Genomic DNA, 15,581 nt, shown 5'->3' with positions numbered 1-15,581 from the left:
CTCGACGCGCGACAGGAGCGGACCCATGAAGGAACCGTGGCAGACCGATACCGATGTGCTGGTGATCGGCGGGGGACCGGCAGCCTGCTGGGCCGCCATTCACGCCCGGGAGGCGGGTGCCGAGGTGATTCTGGTCGACAAGGGATATTGCGGTACCAGCGGCGCTACTGCCCCCGCCGGTACCGGTGTTTGGTACGTCGAGCCCGAAGCGGAGGCCCGCGCGAAGGCGAAGGCATCCCGGGAGGAGCTCGGCGGATATCTCGCGGACCATTACTGGATGGATCGCGTTCTCGACCAGACCTACCGCAATATGAACCGTCTGGCCGTCGAGGGACGGTATCCCTTCCCGGTGGACGCCGATACCGGCCGGCAGATCCGCACCGGGGTGCAGGGGCCGGAGTACATGCGGCGGATGCGGGCCTGGGTGAAACGCCTGGGTGTGCGGATCCTCGATCATTCCCCCGCGCTCGAACTACTGGTCGACGCCGACGGGGTCGTGCGCGGCGCCGCGGGGTATCGACGTCGACTCGACCGCGACTACCGTATCGCTGCCGGGGCAGTGGTACTGGCCACCGGCGGTTGCGCTTTCCTCTCCCATGCGCTGGGCACCGATGTCGACACCGGCGATGGGGCACTCATGGCCGCCGAGGTGGGCGCAACCTTCTCCGGCATGGAGTTCTCCAACGCCTACGCGATCGCGCCCAAGGGCTCGACCATCACCAAAACCGCCTATTACCGTTATGCGACCTTCTTCCACGAGGACGGCCGGGTACTCGAGGGCGCGGGTTCGACCAAGGGCCGTTCGGTCATCGCCCGAACCCTGCTGTCGGAGAAGGTGTTCGCACAATTGGACCGGGCCGATGCCACGACGCGGGCCCGAATGCGGTTGGGGCAGCCGAACTTCTTCCTCCAGTTCGACCGGCGTGGGATCAACCCGTTCACCGACCGGTTCGAGATCGATCTGCTGGCCGAGGGTACCGTGCGCGGCACCGGCGGTATCGATGTGGTCGCCGACGACTGCTCCACCACCGTCCCGGGCCTGTACGCCGCGGGAGACGCCGCAACTCGGGAACGGATCTGCGGCGGATTCACCGGTGGTGGGAGCCACAATGCGGCGTGGGCGATGTCGTCGGGCAGTTGGGCGGGGACGGGTGCCGCCGGTTTCGCTCGGCGGTCGGGCCGGCCCACGTTCTCGGCGCTGCGGGGCGCCGGACGGACCGGGCTGCGGCCGGAAGGGTACGCCTCGATCGGCGCCACCGAGGTGCTCGCGGCCGCGCAGCGGGAGCTGATCCCGTTCGAGAAGAACTACCTGCGGCACGGCGACCGGATCCGGCCCGCGTTGGCCGCGTTGGACGCACTGTGGGACACGGCCGTCGACAGTCTGGGCGGTGAGCGTGGGGAGGATCGGGTCCGCGCCCGGCAGGCGGCGGCGATCACCGCCGTGGGGCGGTTGATGTACCGCTCGACGCTGCAACGCACGGAGACCCGGGGTATGAGCAAACGCGCCGACTTCCCCGACCTGGATCCCGGACAGCATCATCACATCCTGTCCGGGGGAGCCGACGAGGTCTGGGCCGCGCCCGCGGTTGAGCCGGTACGGGCGGTGGCCTGATGATCGAGCTGATCCGCGCCGGGGATTGCATCGCTTGCGATAAATGCGTGGACGTCTGCCCCACCAATGTTTTCGACCGGGTGGCCGATGACATCCCTGTGATCGCGCGGCAATCCGATTGCCAGACCTGCTTCATGTGCGAGGCGTACTGTCCCACGGACGCTCTGTACGTGGCGCCCCAGGTGACGCCGCTGTCCGATGCCGAGGCCATTCGATCCGAGCACATCGGCCGTTATCGCAAGGAGCTGGGATGGGGCCGTGGTCGGACTCCCGGCAGCCGGGTGGCCGTCGGCCCCGAACTGGCGGGAGCTCCGCCGCCGCGCCTGGTCGATCGCTGAATTCGGCGTGCCGACCGATCAGGACGGGGTCGATACGCGGAAACCGGCGTCCACGGGTATATGGGCTTTCGAACGTGGGGTGCTCATCAGCGAGACGATCACCGCGGCCTCAGCGTCCACCATGCGGCCCAGCATCGACCGGTGGACGATGGACCGTTGAAGGTCCGGGGTGCGGGCGGGAGCGGAGTCTTCGATGCGAACCGCGGCGATGCCATGTCATCGGCGGTGATTCCGTGCGGTCCGGCCTCGGCGGCCACGAAGCAGGCGAAGGTGTTGAGGCCACCTTGGCGGTTGCGTGGGCAATGGTGCCGGGGCGGGCGATATCGGCGCTCGGTCCGGACACGTAGACGATGCGCCCGCCGCGGCGCTCGCGCATTCCCGGCAGACGGCACGGGTGATGTGGAAGGCGGCGGCCGATCCCCCTCCACCTTCCCGATGAACGTCTCCCACGGCATCGACTCGAACGCGGCGAACGGCGGATCGACATCGACGTTGCAGACCAGGGCGTCGACGAGTTCGGCGGCCGCGACCCTCTCGGTGACCTGTTCCGGATCCCGAATATCGGCGCGGGCGGTTCGGGCGCTGCCCCCGCACACGTCCTCGGCCGCGTCGGTGTCCCGACGGTAGTTCACGATCACATGAAAGCCGCAACGCCCCGATGCCACCGAAGTGGCCGCGCCGATACCACGGCCGGCTCCGGTGACGAGGGTGATGCGTTATGGATTGTCATCCATACTTCGAAAAATGGTCCATGAAACGACTTCTCGAAAGTAGGTCGACCAAGGGCGGCTACTTACCGGAGTTCAGCTCGCTCCAGCCGTCCAGCACCGCGGCGAGTTGTTTCGGGGAGTGCCGCCCCAACCCGCACTCGGTGGAGAGGCCGAAGGTCGACAAGAACTGCGCGGCGAGCGCGGCGCGGGCCCGGGCGCCGCCGGCGCCGTCCTCGGCGTGCAGCAGCCCGAGGTACACCTCCGTCTCCGGTTCCAGGGCCAGATCGGACAACGGCTGCCAATGCGCCCGTTTCGTCCAGGTCGCCACGGTCGCCGCATGGACGGCATCGATACGGCGGGTGATATGCCGGGACAATCCATTGGCGACGGCGACGATGGCGCGCGCGTCGCGGGGCAGGACGTGGCGGCCGCCGCGGGCCGCGGCCTCGGCGTCGGGTGGTTCGCCCATGAACGGTGACGCACCGAATTTGGAGTCGCCGTAGCACAGATGGAAGGTCAGCTCCGCGTCCTCGTCCACCCATTCGGCGAGTCGCGCGGTAGCGGCGTAGATCGCCTCCGCATCGGGGTACGGGTTGGGAAACCATCCCTCCACCGTCGCCAGTTCGGTGGGCAGATCCCATTGGATGGCCAGATCCTGGGGTGGGATCGCCTCCTGGAGAGCCGTGACACTGGGCCGAAGCGCCTCCTCGTAGGCGCGGGCGACCTCCACCCGGGAATCGAATTCGACGAACGAATTGACGGCGTTGAGGGGCGTCGGAATGGACACCAGGAACCGAGAATCCGGGGCCAATACCCCACGTCGCCGCGCATCGAGGAAAATCCGGTACGACTCGGCCGCCACGGTGTGGTAGTCGATCTCGTCGAATGCCACCGACACCCCGGGGCGCACCCGGGCCGTGCCGTCCACGACGTCGAGGGTCGGGTTGTTCAGGAACAGATCGGCCTGGGTCAGCACCCAATTGGCGCGTTCACCGGGTTCGCCGTCGGGCACCCGGGTCACACCGGGTTGGAGCCGGGTGCCGACGAGGTCGAACGCGTCGGCAACCGTGGTGACATTGATACTTCCGGTCAGATAGAACCCACTCATGACATGCTCCTCACAGCAGCACGCCCAGGCGCGGCGGCCTGGTGCCGTGAAGGGTGTGGTTACCCAGGTGGACGTACTTCCATCGGGCCGGATCATGCAGAGAGTGCACCCGCACATTGCGCCAGTGCCGGTCCAGCGCATAGGCCCGATCGGTGGCCGACGCACCGGTCAGCTCGAGCACTCCGGAGGCGATCTCCACCGCGAACTCCTGCGCCAACGCCTTGGCCGCCGCCACCGTCAGCGAGGTCCGCGCGGCCGAATCACGGGACAACTCCGGTTCGGCCAAGGCCGTGTCGACCAGGCCGGCTCCTGTGGCGAGCAGCGCCTCCAACGCGTACAGGCGCGCGGTGAGTTCCCCGATCCGACGCACCACATGGGGTTCGTCGGCGGCATTGTCGACTCCGGCCTCGAACCAGGGCCGGCTGCGGGTGCGGATGAACTCGGCGCCGTCCTCGAGGGCGGCGCGCGCGATCCCCACATCCACGGCGGTGTGCAGGGCCTGGTCGAAAGCGCCTAGCACCGACGGTGGCGCGGTCACCGGGTCGGGGTCGGGTCCCTCCTCGATGACCAGGTCGTCGGCGACCTCCACATTGTCGAGCACCACCTCGCCGCTGGCCGTGCCCCGTTGACCGAACGATGTCCAGCGGTCCAGGTTCAGGGTGACACCGGGATCGGTGGGTTTGACGAAGACCGTGGCCCCCGACGGTGGATCGGAGTCCTCGATTCGGGCGGCGACCCCGATCCAGCTCGCACCCAGCGCGCCGGTGGCGTAGAACTTCCGGCCGTTGAGTACCCACCCTCCGCCCGGTCGGCGGCGCACCGTGGTGCGTCGTTCCACAGATGTGCGCGTGCCCCGCTCGACGGTGGCATTGCCCAGTTGGGCGCCGGCGAGGATATCGGCATAGAGACGCGGGGCGGGAGCCGCGTCGCCGAGCCCGGTGATCGCCTGACCGAGCACGAAATGCGAGAGCAGCAGCTGCCCGACCGAGGCATCGGCTCGCGCCAACCGGCGCAGGACCTCCACCACCACGGCACGGGGCAGGTCCGGACCGCCGTGTGCGGCGGGGACGGCGATACCGAGCAGACCGGAGCGGGCCACCAGACGCAGCTGCTCTTCGGGCAGCACCCCGTCCAGTTCACGTTGCACCGCGCCCGCGGCGATCTCGGCGGCCACCTCCTCGGCCACGGCGAGCGCCTCCTCCGTCGAGGTGAGCAGTGGAACGGTGGGAGAGTCGGTGGCGGTCACTGGGCATCCCTCTCGGACGAAGCGGTCGAACGGTCGGGAGGTAACAGGGTGGTGGTCATCGAGACTCCTCGGATTCTGCCGGTTGACGAAACTCTGGTTCGAAAACCTTTCGGCCAGAGTGGTTTTCGTAGAGTGTCGGAGATGTGGTGACCGCACCGGGGACCACGATCTCTGCGCGGACCGACCGGCGACGGACGTCGAACACCCCGCCACCGTAGATCGGCGGTGTGCCCCGCCGAACAATTGCGATCAGCGCAAACGTAATTCCCGCCGCACGGCTTTCAGTAGGCGCGCGCCGGACCGGTGGGCACTATGCCGTGGTGCAGTTCGGCGACATCCGGGTGGGCGCGGGTACGCGATTTCCACGCGTTCTCTCCGTAGGTGTCGAAGATGGGGTTCGCCGGATCGGCCTCCACACCCCGCGATCGGGCCGCCAACTCCGGGGGGAGGTCGATGATGGGGATCCGCGCGTCGAGCGCGGGGTTGAGGAAGTAGGGGATGGAGACACGGTCGGTGCCCGGTGCGGGAGCGAGGACACGATGCCTGGTCGCCCGCAGATATCCGCCGGTGGCGACCTCGAGCAGTTCGCCGATATTGACGATGAACGCCCCCGGCAACGGTGGGGCATCGATCCACTCGCCGTCCGGCAATTCCACCTGCAAACCGTGGGAATCCGGTTCGACCAGCAGCAGGGTCAATACTCCGGAATCCTTGTGCGCTCCCACCCCCTGCGTGGTGTCCGCGCTGCCCGGGTAGCGCACCACCTTGATCAGGGTGGCGGGCCGATCGGCGAAGGCCGGGTCGAAGATGTCCTCCACCGCGCCGAGCGCCACCGCCCAATGTCGCAGCAGCCGCAAACCCACCTCCGACAGGTCGGCACTCCACGCCTCGAACGCCGGTCGCAACTCCGGTAGTGCCGAGGGCCACAGATTGGGGCCTTGGAGTCGCCAGTACCCCTGCGCGCCGGGGATCACCTCCCGGTCCGGGCCGATATCGATCTGTTCCCGCCAGTCCACCTGCCCGTTGGTGAGTTCGCCACCCAGTCGGGAATACCCACGGAACTGCGGGCTCTTCAACTGGGCGATCTCCTCCTTGGCCTCGGCGGGCAACGCGAAGAACCGCCGGGCCAGACCCAGCACCTCGTCGAACCGCCGGGGGGCGATCCCATGTCCGGTGAGGTAGAAGAACCCCACCTCGTGAGTGGCGGCCAACAGCCGCTCCCGGAACCCGTCCGGGTCGGTCTCGGCGTCACGCAGATCGAGAACGGGAAGCATACGGTCCTCCTATCCTGCCACCGGCACGAGGCGAGGGGTCCTCCGGTCCGTCGGCGGGGCTCGCCGCAGCGGATCGCGCGGTCCCGGGAGACTCGGCCGGTGCGGTTCGGTCCTGGTTGTCGTTCTCCTCGACCGGGCCGGGGCGCCGTCACGACCGATACCGGTGTGACGACGTGGTCGGTCCGGCCGACCGAAGAGTCGGTGGACGGCGACGTCGCCGACCGCGCGAATTGAAGCAGCCCGGTTCACCCGGAGGAATGGTTATCACGAGGATGATTCGAATACCGGCCGCGAGCGGAGTGGTTCCCGATGCTCGCGGAGCGATCCGGTTCCGAATTGCACTCGAGATGATCTTGATCGGCGACGGTGCTCCGATACTCCACTACGGTCGTCTCCGCGATCCGAAGTGGATTCGGCGCGCCTGTCACACGGCGGTGGACGATCTGAGACCCGCCTCTGGAATTCCTCGTTCGGACGGCCTGCGCCTCGGTGCCGTGTGTGGTGGGCCGGTTGCGACAGGTGGGTGAGAGGGGTTTCTTGAGTAATTGGCGATGCGGCATGAAAGCGGTCGTCGAAGGGTTGAAGACGGTCATACGGAAAACTGCCGAAGTCGCCGAGCGGCCACTGCGGCAGACCAGCGGGACGTTGGAAGACGTCGGCAAGGTCCAGGGTGGTATCGACCGCGAACTGAGCAAGGAGGTGCGAAATGGTCGATCCGATACCGGAACTGACCCGAAGCGAACGGGAACGGTTCTGGAAAACGCTGGGGTGGAGTCCCGAACTCCCGGAAAAGGAACGACGTCCCATCGAGGAGAGGTGGACGGACGAGGCAATTCACATGGCGAAGACATTCGGGTTCTGAAGTTCGGCGATCGTGAAATTCGTCCCGTCGCCAAACACACCCTGCCGAAGGAGTACGCCGCCTTCCTGCGGAAACATGGTCGCAGCACCCCGGATATCTACGAACTGGACCCGGCCGACGCCGATTACTTCCAAGCACAGATGCAAGCGTTGAAGGACAGCAGCCGATACTCCGCCTCGGTGAACGTGCACAGTCTGGAGGAGTACCGGAAGATGCGGTTGTTCGTCACCGACGACGGCAAGGCCGGCGGCGCCCTGCGCGGCGACGAGCTCCTGTCGCTATGGGCCCACAAGGACGGTCGCTACCCGCACGTCTCCAGTGCGCTGCTGGGAGTCCGGGTGTCACTGGGCGGCCGCATCCTCAACTGTTTCGACACCGTTCTGCCCGACCTGTACGCATTCTGCGGATTCAAACCCGTCGCCCGCCTGCCCTGGGACGACCGCTTCGCCCCGGAGGGATGGGACTACGACACCTACCGCAAGTACAACGACGGGCGTCCCGACGTCGTCTTCATGACCTACGCCCCCGATGCTCTGGGCTCGCGATACGAGCCGGGTAGCGGGCGCATCGTCGACAGCTACGACGCCGGGATCGCGGCCGCCCGCGAAGCGGCCGAATGACCCCGCGGGGGTTGTGGTCATCATGAAGTTAACTGTCGTCCCACATATCCGCGTCCGGATATAACGAACCCTTGTGTTCGAGTTGCGATTCCGTGCGCCCGGTATCGCCGCGGCGGCGGAGTGGACGTCGACGCGGTGCAGGCGCTGAAGGCAGCGCATACCGTGGCGTCACCGGAGACGCCGACACCGACCGAGCCGAGGGATTCGGGCCGTCGACGGGCGCGATCCCGGTGCTCGACAACGGGGATACGTCAATTCCGCAGCGGGAGAAGGAAGTCCGATCGAAAACATGGATCTGTCGTTCGACGTCCGATTACTCGACGTCGATCACCTCGCCGGCCGGGGCGGGTATCCGCCCCTCGGCGGTTACGCGCTGCCGGAGCCGGTCGACACACGAGCCGCCCGCACGAAACGCACCGGCCTCGGGGTCCGCGTCGATATCGAAAGGCGGGCCCGATGAGCGCGTTGATCACCCTCGACGACGTCACGGTCACCTACGCTGCCGGCGCTCGCCCCGCCCTCCGCGGCGCCGACCTCCGGGTCGAACCGGGGGAGCTGGTGCTGGTGACCGGGCCGTCCGGTTGCGGGAAGAGCACCCTGATGCGGGTGGTGAACGGCCTGGTTCCGCACGCCTACCGCGCGGAGGTCACCGGCGATGTCACCGTGGCCGGTGTTCCCGCCGAAGAGCTGAGCATCCGCAAGATCTCGGAGACGGTGGGAACCCTGCTGCAGGACCCGGCCAAACAGGTCGTCGGGCATTCGGTGCTGGCCGATCTGGCATTCGGATTGGAGAACCGCGGCGTAGCACCGGAGCACATCGAGTCCCGGGTGCGCGGTGTGGTCGAAGAACTCGGTATTCCGGACGAGCTGCTGCATGCGGCCACCCACGAACTGTCCGGTGGACAGCTGCAACTCGTGGCATTCGCCGGAGTACTGGTGCTACGCCCCCGGGTGATCGTGGTCGACGAGCCGTTGGCCAATCTGGACCCCGACGCGGCCGTTGGCGTGCTGGGCGCGCTACGGGAACATGTGGACGGCGGTGGTGCCGGCATCGTGATCGAACACCGGGTCGACGAGGTCGTTCCCATCGCTCCGGACCAGGTGGTCTACCTCGAGCAGGGGCAGATCACCTACTCCGGCGATATGACCGGTTTCCTGCGTGTCGCAGACCCCACCACGGTGCGGCTACCGTTCGACACATTGATCTCCCGCGCCGATACGCTGCCGGTTCGGCAGCTCCCGCCCCCACGTGATCCGGGCGAGATCCGACTGCGGTACTCCGACGCCCGATTGGGGTACGGGACGACCCCGATTATCCGTGAGGTGGACACGGAATTCCGCGCCGGGCAACGCATTGCGGTGCTGGGCCGCAACGGGGCGGGCAAGTCGACCCTGTTACGCGCCGCGGTGGGCCTGGTGGACGTCCTGGCCGGTCGGGTCGAGCTCGAGGGACGACCGGCCGCCGAGCACCGGGCCGAGGAGATCGCCGCACTGATCGGCTACCTGTTCCAGAACCCGGCCCAGGCGTTCTTCGCCGCCACGGTCGCCGAGGAACTCGCCTTCGGCCCACGCAACTTCGGTGTCGACGCCGACGAGATCGAAGGCATCTCGGCGCGGGCCCTGGCCGCGGTGGGATTGTCCGACGAGCCGGACATCCTGAACCGGCCGCCCCGGACATTGTCCTTCGGTCAGCAACGCCGACTGGCGCTGGCGTTGGCACTGACCCTGCGACCGCGGACGTTGATTCTCGACGAACCCACCGCCGGTCAGGACCAGCGTTCGTCGACCCACTTCCTCGACGCGATTTCGGCCCTGCCCGATATCGACAGCGTCTACCTCATCACGCACGAGGTCGATCTGGCCCTGTGGCGTTCGGACCGGGTGCTGGTCGTCGCGGACGGGACGCTGCGTGCCGACGGAACCCCCTACGACATCGTTCACGACGAGTCTCTGTGGCACACCGGGGCGGACCGCCCGAACGGGCGGGCGGTGCTGCGCGAAACCGACTACGTGCGTGCGGCCCGAGCCGCCACGACCACACCGGGACCGATTCCCCCACCACACGAACTCGCGCGTCGCCTCGGCCGGTCGTCCACACTCGACGACACCCCATCGATCCGGAACTTTTTCGAACCCGAAGTGGAGCAGAACACGTGACATCCAGCAAGGCCGCGGTCGGCAGTCCGTGGAGCGTGAACTCACGCACCGTGGTGTTCGGCGCCATCGGCGCGGCGCTCTACGGTGCGCTGGGGGTGTTCAGCTTCATCATCCCCGGTACCTCCAATGTTGCGGTCCGACCCGCATTGGCCATCGTCCCCTTCGTCGGTATCCGGTTCGGACCGATCGCCGGTCTGTTCACCGGTCTGGTGGGTAATGCGGTGGTGGACCAGATCCAGGGCTTCGGCTTCCTCACCTTCTGGAACTGGGGCCTGGCCAACGGGCTCATAGGTCTGTTCGCCGCCCTGCTCGCCCACTATCTGCCCGAACCGTCCGGCCGATCCGGTAAGGCCGTCCGATTGGTGGCCTTGACGGCCGTCGCGGTCGTCGCCGGTCTGGTGTTCACCGTTACCGAGGTTCTCTTCGGTCAGACGGTCGTGTACTGGTTCACCGGTGGGTACCTGCCCGCGGTGCTCACCACCGGTCTGGTGTCGTTGCTCCTGGTGCCGGTGCTGGACAGAGCCTGGCAACCGCTGGCCCGACACGCGGGGCGCTGATGGAGGCCCCACGGTATCTGGCGGGTGACTCGTTCCTCGGCCGCCGGGATCCCCGGATCCCGATCCTCGTCCCCGCCCTGACGGTGGTGATCGTGACGCAGATCCGGGATCTGCGGTTGATGGCCATCGCCGTCGCGCTCGCCTTCGCGTTCTATGCGTCCGCCCGGATCCCATTCCATGCCGTCCGGACCAACTGGTTGTTCGTCGGAGCCTTCGTGTTCCTGCTGGCGGGCATCAACGGTCTTATCGTCGGCGCGCGACGATACGGTGAAACGGCAGCGGAATTGCTCACAGTGCCGCTGATCGATATCCCCGTGTCGACGGCATCGGTGTCGTACACCGGGATGTTGGCGCTGCGTTTTCTGGCAATCGCCCTGACCGGGTTTCCCCTGGCATTCGCGGTCCGGCCCGGTGATCTCTCGGTCGCTTTCGCGCGGCTGGGGGTGCCCGCCCGATTCGCGTACGCCATCGATCTGACGTTCCGTTTCCTGCCGACCATCGCGGCCGATGTGCGTGAGACCATCGCCGCCCAACGGTTGCGCGGGTATGAACCGCCCCCCACCCGCAATCCCGTGCGCCGGGTCCGGCAGTTGCAACCACTGATCGTGCCGGTGACCGTGGGCGCATTCGTGGAAGCCGAGGACATCGCCGACGCGCTCGATCTCCGCGGGTTCGGCACCGGGCGTCGGACCTGGTTGCGCACGCTGCGTTTCGATTCCGCCGACCGGGCCGTGCTGGCTCTGTTCGCTGTGGTGGCGACGATTGTCACCGCGGCGAATGCGAGCGGGCACATGCCGGGGCTGTGGCTGTGGTGATCGGCTTCGAAACCCCCGACCGCCGAAAAGGACGGTCGGGGTTTCGTTCACGGGAATCGGAACCATTGTTCGGGTCGCGGCGTCCCGATTGGATGATCGGGGCATATCGCGACGATCATCGGGAGCACGAGTGGGTTTTCATCGGGTAGTGGCCATCTCGGTTCTGGTGGCCGCCATGGCGCTGGGATCGGCCGGCTGCGGTGGCACCACGGACTCCGGGACGGTGGTGCGCATCGGCACGACCGAAAGCGACCGCTCATGGGAGGTTTTCGAGGACAAGGCCGCCGAGCAGGGCATCACCCTGCGAATCACGAACTACTCCGACTACTCCCAGCCGAATATCGCGCTGTCACAGCGGCAGATCGATGTGAATCTGTTTCAGCACCTACAGTTTCTCGGGCAGTACAACGTGGCCGACGAGGCCGATCTGACGCCCATCGGCGCCACTCAGATCGTTCCGCTCGGCCTCTATTCGAAGAAGCACTCGGCGGTGTCGGATATCCCGCCCGGCGGTGAGATCGCGATTCCCAACGATCCCAGCAACCAGGCGCGGGCACTGTTCGTGCTTCAGTCGGCCGGCCTGGTGAAACTGTCGTCGGATACCCGAGCGCCCTCGCCCGCGGATATCGACAAGGGCGCGTCGAAGGTGAAGGTTGTCACCGTCGACGCAACCCAGACGGCGCTGTCGTTGAATTCGGTCGACGGTGCGGTCATCAACAACACCTTCCTGGAGCGTTCCGGGATCGATCCGCAGTCGGTGTTGTACAAGGACGATCCGTCGAGTCCGGGGGCCGAACCGTACATCAACGTGTTCGTCACCCGAGCCGAGGACAAGAACAACCCGGTGTATCTGAAACTGGTGGAGATCTGGCACGACCCGGAAGTGCAACGGGCGGTCGCCGAATCCTCGAAAGGCACCTCGGTCGAGGTGCGTCGGAGCGGTCCCGAGCTCGAGCAGATTCTGCAGCGGGTCCAGCAGACCATCCGTGACGGGCGGTGACCCCGCCGCGTACCGGGCAGGTGGATGCCGTGCCCGCTGTCGAATTCCGTTCCGTCGAGAAGGTTTTCCACAATGGCAAGGAAAAACACGTCGCGCTGACCGATATCGATCTGCGGATCGAACGGGGTGAGATCTTCGGGGTGATCGGTTACTCGGGTGCCGGTAAGAGCACCCTGGTGCGGCTGATCAACGCGCTGGAGCGGCCGACCAGCGGTACCGTGCTGGTCGGCGGTACCCCCATCACGGGGGTACCGGAGAAACAGGTCCGCCGCCTGCGGCGGGATATCGGCATGGTCTTCCAACAGTTCAACCTGCTGCGCTCCCGCACCGCCGCCGGCAATATCGAATACGCCCTGAGGGTGGCGGGTCGGCCACGGGCCGAACGCAAGGCCCGAGTGGCCGAACTGCTGGAATTCGTCGGTCTGTCCGATAAGGCCGATAACTATCCGGATCAGCTCTCCGGCGGCCAGAAACAGCGCGTGGGTATCGCCCGGGCATTGGCCACCTCACCGTCGTTGCTACTCGCGGACGAGGCGACCTCCGCACTCGACCCGGAGACCACCGGCGAGGTATTGCGCCTGCTGCGCAAGATCAATCGGGAACTCGGCGTCACCATTGTGGTCATCACGCACGAAATGGACGTCATCCGCGCGGTCGCCGATCGGGTGGCAGTGCTGGCGGAAGGTCGGATCGTCGAGCTGGCGAGCACATTCGACGTGTTCGCCGCCCCGAACTCGACGCCGACCCGGTCGTTTGTCGAGACCGTGCTGCACAATCGTCCCACCCCCGAGGAACTGCGCCGACTCGGCGAACTGCATCCGGGGCGGCTCGTCACCGTCGATATCGACGACAAACGTGGTCTCGGCCCCGCGCTGACCGCCGCCGCGCACGCCGGAGTGCGGTTCGAGGTCGTCTACGGCGGAGTGAGCACCCTTCAGGACAAAACCTTCGGCAGTATCACGCTCGCGCTCGACGGCCCCTCGGACGCCGTCGAGGCCGTGGTCACCGAACTTCGGCGGCGGTGAGGAGAACCGATGCAGACGGACTGGGACAGGCTTCGGCCGGTTCTGCTGGAATCGATCGGTACGACGATCTACCTGGTGGCGGCAACCTTCGTGGTGGCGGGTCTGATCGGCCTGTTTCTCGGAACCGCTCTCTACACCACCCGCAAGGGCGGGCTGTTGGCCAATGCGCCGATTCACCTCCTGCTCAATGTGGTGGTCAATATCGTCCGGCCCATCCCGTTCATCATCCTGCTCGCGGCGCTGGGACCGATCACCTTGGAAGTGGTCGGCACCACCATCGGCACCGAGGCCGCGCTGTTCGTGATGATCGTTGCGGCCTCCTTCGGTATCGCCCGTATCGTCGAGCAGAACCTCGTCACCGTGGAGCCCGGGGTGATCGAGGCGGCACGTGCCATGGGGGCGGGGCCGCTGCGCATCATCCTCACCGTGCTGATCCCCGAGGCGCTGGGACCGCTGGTGCTCGGCTACACCTTCGTGGTCATCGCGATCGTCGACATGTCCGCCATGGCGGGCACGGTGGGTGGCGGGGGACTGGGGGATTTCGCCCTCGTCTACGGGTACCAGCGTTTCGACTGGGAGGCCACGCTGGTGGCCACGCTGCTGATCATCGCCGGAGTACAGGCGATCCAATTCCTGGGCAACCGGCTCGCCCGAAAAGTCTTGCGCCGTTGAGATCCCACCCGTGATCGATCGATGGCCGAGTCGGGCGATCGATCGGCGCGGCCCGGCACGGCGCGAGTTGACAAGCCCGCCGCCCTTCTGCCAACCTTTCCCCCAGGTCATGAGTGCCAGCGTCAAGCCCCGGCTTGCTGGCCGGCAACCCTCCTCCGCGGTGGGGTGCCCCGGGTGACGACCGGGCCGCGGCTCAACCGAGCGCGGCAAGCGCGGACTCCGTTCATCCGATCACCACGGAGTCCCTGAAGCGAAGGGATTGCGTAATGACCGCTGTGCTCGACCGAACCTGTGCCACCGCCCGCGTGTCCGGATGTGATCTGCGAGTTCCCTTGGTGCAGGGTGGTACCCGCACGTACGCCAATTTCGATTACGCTGCCAGCGCGCCCGCCCTGGCGCAGGTCACCGAACGGGTGACCGAACTGCTGCCGTACTACGCCAGCGTCCATCGGGGCGCCGGCTATGCCTCCCGAATTTCCACCGATTGTTACGAGAACGCCCGGGAGACGGTCGGTCGCTTCCTGAATCGGGCCGACGACCAAGTGGTGGTGTTCACCCGCAATACCACCGACGCGTTGAACCTGCTGGCCGGTTGTGTCCCCGGCGATACCGTGGTCCTCGATATCGAACACCACGCGAATTTCCTGCCCTGGATTCGGCGGGGCCGGCGCGTGGTGCCGGTTGCCGACACCGTCGAGGAGACCATCGGTCGTCTGGCAGCCGAACTGGGCGCGAAACCCGCCGCATTGCTCGCCGTCACGGGTGCCTCCAATGTGACCGGGGAGGTGCTGCCCGTGGAGCGCCTGGCCGCCCTCGCCCACCGCCACGGTGCCCGGATCCTGGTGGACGCCGCCCAATTGGCACCGCATCGCCGAATCGATCTGCGCGCAACGGGTATCGACTATCTGGCGTTTTCCGGACACAAGCTGTACGCGCCGTTCGGCGCGGGGGTTCTGGTCGGGCGGCGGGACTGGTTCGACGCCGCCGAACCCTATCTCATGGGCGGTGGGGCGGTCACCCGGGTCACCGCGGAAGACGCGATATGGGCTCTGGCGCCGCAGCGGCACGAGGCCGGCTCTCCGAATGTTCTCGGCGCCGCGGCGGTGGCCGCGGCCTGTGCGGCCCTGACGGACCTCGGTGAGCGAGTAGTCGATCACGAGCGGTATCTCACCGAGCGGTTGCGTTCCGGTCTTCGAGAGATCCCGAGTGTGCGGTTGCTGCGGATCTGGTCGGACAGTGGCGAGGACGTCGGGATCGTCGCGTTCACCGTGGACGGATTCGAGGCCGGTCGGGTCGCGGCGTACCTGTCGGCCGAACACGGGATCGGCGTGCGGGACGGTCGGTTCTGCGCACATCCGCTCCTGACCCGATTGGGTGTGGATGCCGCCCTGCGTGCGAGTATCGGCCTGGGCACCACGGCCGACGACGTCGACCGACTGATCCACGCGGTTGCCGCCCTGGTCGCACAGGGTCCGCGGTGGAATTACGCGCACACCGCGGGGCAGTGGAATCCGGTGCCGGAAACCCGGCCGGGGCTTTCCGCGGGAAACGTGGCGGGCGGCACGCCCTGCGTCGTATGAGTCGA

At 67.0% G+C, this 15,581-nt stretch carries 15 protein-coding genes and 1 riboswitch; of the genes, 11 read left to right on the top strand and 4 right to left on the bottom strand.

Annotated elements, in window-relative coordinates; genetic code table 11:
* The first annotated feature begins 25 nt into the window (after positions 1-25).
* Both ON32_RS20220 and ON32_RS20215 read left to right on the top strand, forming a co-directional pair.
* On the top strand, positions 26-1,612 hold the full coding sequence (locus ON32_RS20220; protein ID WP_040792517.1) for an FAD-dependent oxidoreductase: 1,587 nt from the start codon (positions 26-28) through the stop codon (positions 1,610-1,612).
* Positions 1,612-1,950, top strand: coding sequence for a 4Fe-4S dicluster domain-containing protein (locus ON32_RS20215; RefSeq protein ID WP_040792516.1), 339 nt, complete (start codon positions 1,612-1,614; stop codon positions 1,948-1,950). The genes ON32_RS20220 and ON32_RS20215 overlap by 1 nt, the downstream gene beginning before the upstream one ends.
* Before the next feature lie 98 nt (positions 1,951-2,048).
* On the opposite strand, the gene ON32_RS20210 is transcribed toward ON32_RS20215, so the two are convergent.
* The 4 genes from ON32_RS20210 to ON32_RS20195 form a co-directional block, all read right to left on the bottom strand.
* Entirely contained in the window at positions 2,049-2,663 is a 615-nt protein-coding gene (locus ON32_RS20210) for an SDR family NAD(P)-dependent oxidoreductase (protein ID WP_083874673.1), read from the bottom strand.
* A gap of 76 nt (positions 2,664-2,739) precedes the next feature.
* Complete coding sequence (locus ON32_RS20205) at positions 2,740-3,768, bottom strand: hypothetical protein (RefSeq protein WP_040792515.1); 1,029 nt, start codon at positions 3,766-3,768, stop codon at positions 2,740-2,742.
* 10 nt (positions 3,769-3,778) lie between these two features.
* Entirely contained in the window at positions 3,779-5,014 is a 1,236-nt protein-coding gene (locus ON32_RS20200; RefSeq protein ID WP_040792514.1) for an acyl-CoA dehydrogenase family protein, read from the bottom strand.
* Between the two features lie 281 nt (positions 5,015-5,295).
* On the bottom strand, positions 5,296-6,288 hold the full coding sequence (locus ON32_RS20195) for an isopenicillin N synthase family dioxygenase (protein ID WP_040792513.1): 993 nt from the start codon (positions 6,286-6,288) through the stop codon (positions 5,296-5,298).
* Positions 6,289-7,104: 816 nt separating this feature from the next.
* Here ON32_RS20195 and ON32_RS20185 point away from each other — a divergent pair.
* The 9 genes from ON32_RS20185 (at position 7,105) to ON32_RS20150 (ending at position 15,576) form a co-directional block, all read left to right on the top strand.
* Complete coding sequence (locus ON32_RS20185; protein WP_245551179.1) at positions 7,105-7,770, top strand: hypothetical protein; 666 nt, start codon at positions 7,105-7,107, stop codon at positions 7,768-7,770.
* A gap of 289 nt (positions 7,771-8,059) precedes the next feature.
* The gene (locus tag ON32_RS29025; protein WP_157224261.1) at positions 8,060-8,230 is read left to right on the top strand and encodes a hypothetical protein; all 171 of its coding nucleotides are present in this window, start codon (positions 8,060-8,062) and stop codon (positions 8,228-8,230) included.
* Positions 8,227-9,927: an ABC transporter ATP-binding protein gene (locus tag ON32_RS20180; protein ID WP_040792511.1), complete on the top strand. Its 1,701-nt coding sequence runs from the start codon at positions 8,227-8,229 to the stop codon at positions 9,925-9,927. The genes ON32_RS29025 and ON32_RS20180 overlap by 4 nt, the downstream gene beginning before the upstream one ends.
* Positions 9,924-10,484 carry an ECF transporter S component gene (locus ON32_RS29020; RefSeq protein WP_051133491.1) on the top strand — a complete coding sequence of 187 codons (561 nt, stop codon included), beginning with the start codon at positions 9,924-9,926 and terminating at the stop codon, positions 10,482-10,484. Before ON32_RS20180 ends, ON32_RS29020 begins: the two co-directional genes overlap by 4 nt.
* Positions 10,484-11,299 carry an energy-coupling factor transporter transmembrane component T family protein gene (locus tag ON32_RS20170; protein WP_040792510.1) on the top strand — a complete coding sequence of 272 codons (816 nt, stop codon included), beginning with the start codon at positions 10,484-10,486 and terminating at the stop codon, positions 11,297-11,299. The genes ON32_RS29020 and ON32_RS20170 overlap by 1 nt, the downstream gene beginning before the upstream one ends.
* Positions 11,300-11,474: 175 nt before the next feature.
* A complete protein-coding gene (locus ON32_RS20165) occupies positions 11,475-12,299 on the top strand; it encodes a MetQ/NlpA family ABC transporter substrate-binding protein (RefSeq protein WP_051133510.1) in 825 nt (274 codons plus the stop codon).
* Between the two features lie 20 nt (positions 12,300-12,319).
* Positions 12,320-13,324, top strand: a complete 1,005-nt coding sequence (locus ON32_RS20160) for a methionine ABC transporter ATP-binding protein (RefSeq protein WP_040792622.1) — start codon at positions 12,320-12,322, stop codon at positions 13,322-13,324.
* Positions 13,325-13,333: 9 nt separating this feature from the next.
* Complete coding sequence (locus ON32_RS20155) at positions 13,334-13,996, top strand: methionine ABC transporter permease (RefSeq protein ID WP_040792508.1); 663 nt, start codon at positions 13,334-13,336, stop codon at positions 13,994-13,996.
* A 105-nt stretch (positions 13,997-14,101) separates the two neighbouring features.
* Positions 14,102-14,215, top strand: a riboswitch (SAM riboswitch).
* A gap of 47 nt (positions 14,216-14,262) precedes the next feature.
* A complete protein-coding gene (locus tag ON32_RS20150; RefSeq protein WP_040792507.1) occupies positions 14,263-15,576 on the top strand; it encodes an aminotransferase class V-fold PLP-dependent enzyme in 1,314 nt (437 codons plus the stop codon).
* The last annotated feature ends 5 nt before the right edge of the window (positions 15,577-15,581 follow it).

Source organism: Nocardia paucivorans NBRC 100373, assembly GCF_000308675.1.
In the GTDB taxonomy this organism is placed as follows: domain Bacteria; phylum Actinomycetota; class Actinomycetes; order Mycobacteriales; family Mycobacteriaceae; genus Nocardia; species Nocardia paucivorans.
This window is presented reverse-complemented; position numbering and strand designations above follow the sequence as displayed.

Bases quoted from the DNA above. Each gene is read 5' to 3' on its own strand.
- ON32_RS20220 (WP_040792517.1), top strand. From the start codon at position 26: ATGAAGGAACCGTGGCAGACCGATACCGATGTGCTGGTGATCGGCGGG.
- ON32_RS20215 (WP_040792516.1), top strand. From the start codon at position 1,612: ATGATCGAGCTGATCCGCGCCGGGGATTGCATCGCTTGCGATAAATGC.
- ON32_RS20205 (WP_040792515.1), bottom strand. From the start codon at position 3,768: ATGAGTGGGTTCTATCTGACCGGAAGTATCAATGTCACCACGGTTGCC.
- ON32_RS20195 (WP_040792513.1), bottom strand. From the start codon at position 6,288: ATGCTTCCCGTTCTCGATCTGCGTGACGCCGAGACCGACCCGGACGGG.
- ON32_RS29025 (WP_157224261.1), top strand. From the start codon at position 8,060: ATGGATCTGTCGTTCGACGTCCGATTACTCGACGTCGATCACCTCGCC.
- ON32_RS20180 (WP_040792511.1), top strand. From the start codon at position 8,227: ATGAGCGCGTTGATCACCCTCGACGACGTCACGGTCACCTACGCTGCC.
- ON32_RS20170 (WP_040792510.1), top strand. From the start codon at position 10,484: ATGGAGGCCCCACGGTATCTGGCGGGTGACTCGTTCCTCGGCCGCCGG.
- ON32_RS20165 (WP_051133510.1), top strand. From the start codon at position 11,475: ATGGCGCTGGGATCGGCCGGCTGCGGTGGCACCACGGACTCCGGGACG.
- ON32_RS20155 (WP_040792508.1), top strand. From the start codon at position 13,334: ATGCAGACGGACTGGGACAGGCTTCGGCCGGTTCTGCTGGAATCGATC.
- ON32_RS20150 (WP_040792507.1), top strand. From the start codon at position 14,263: ATGACCGCTGTGCTCGACCGAACCTGTGCCACCGCCCGCGTGTCCGGA.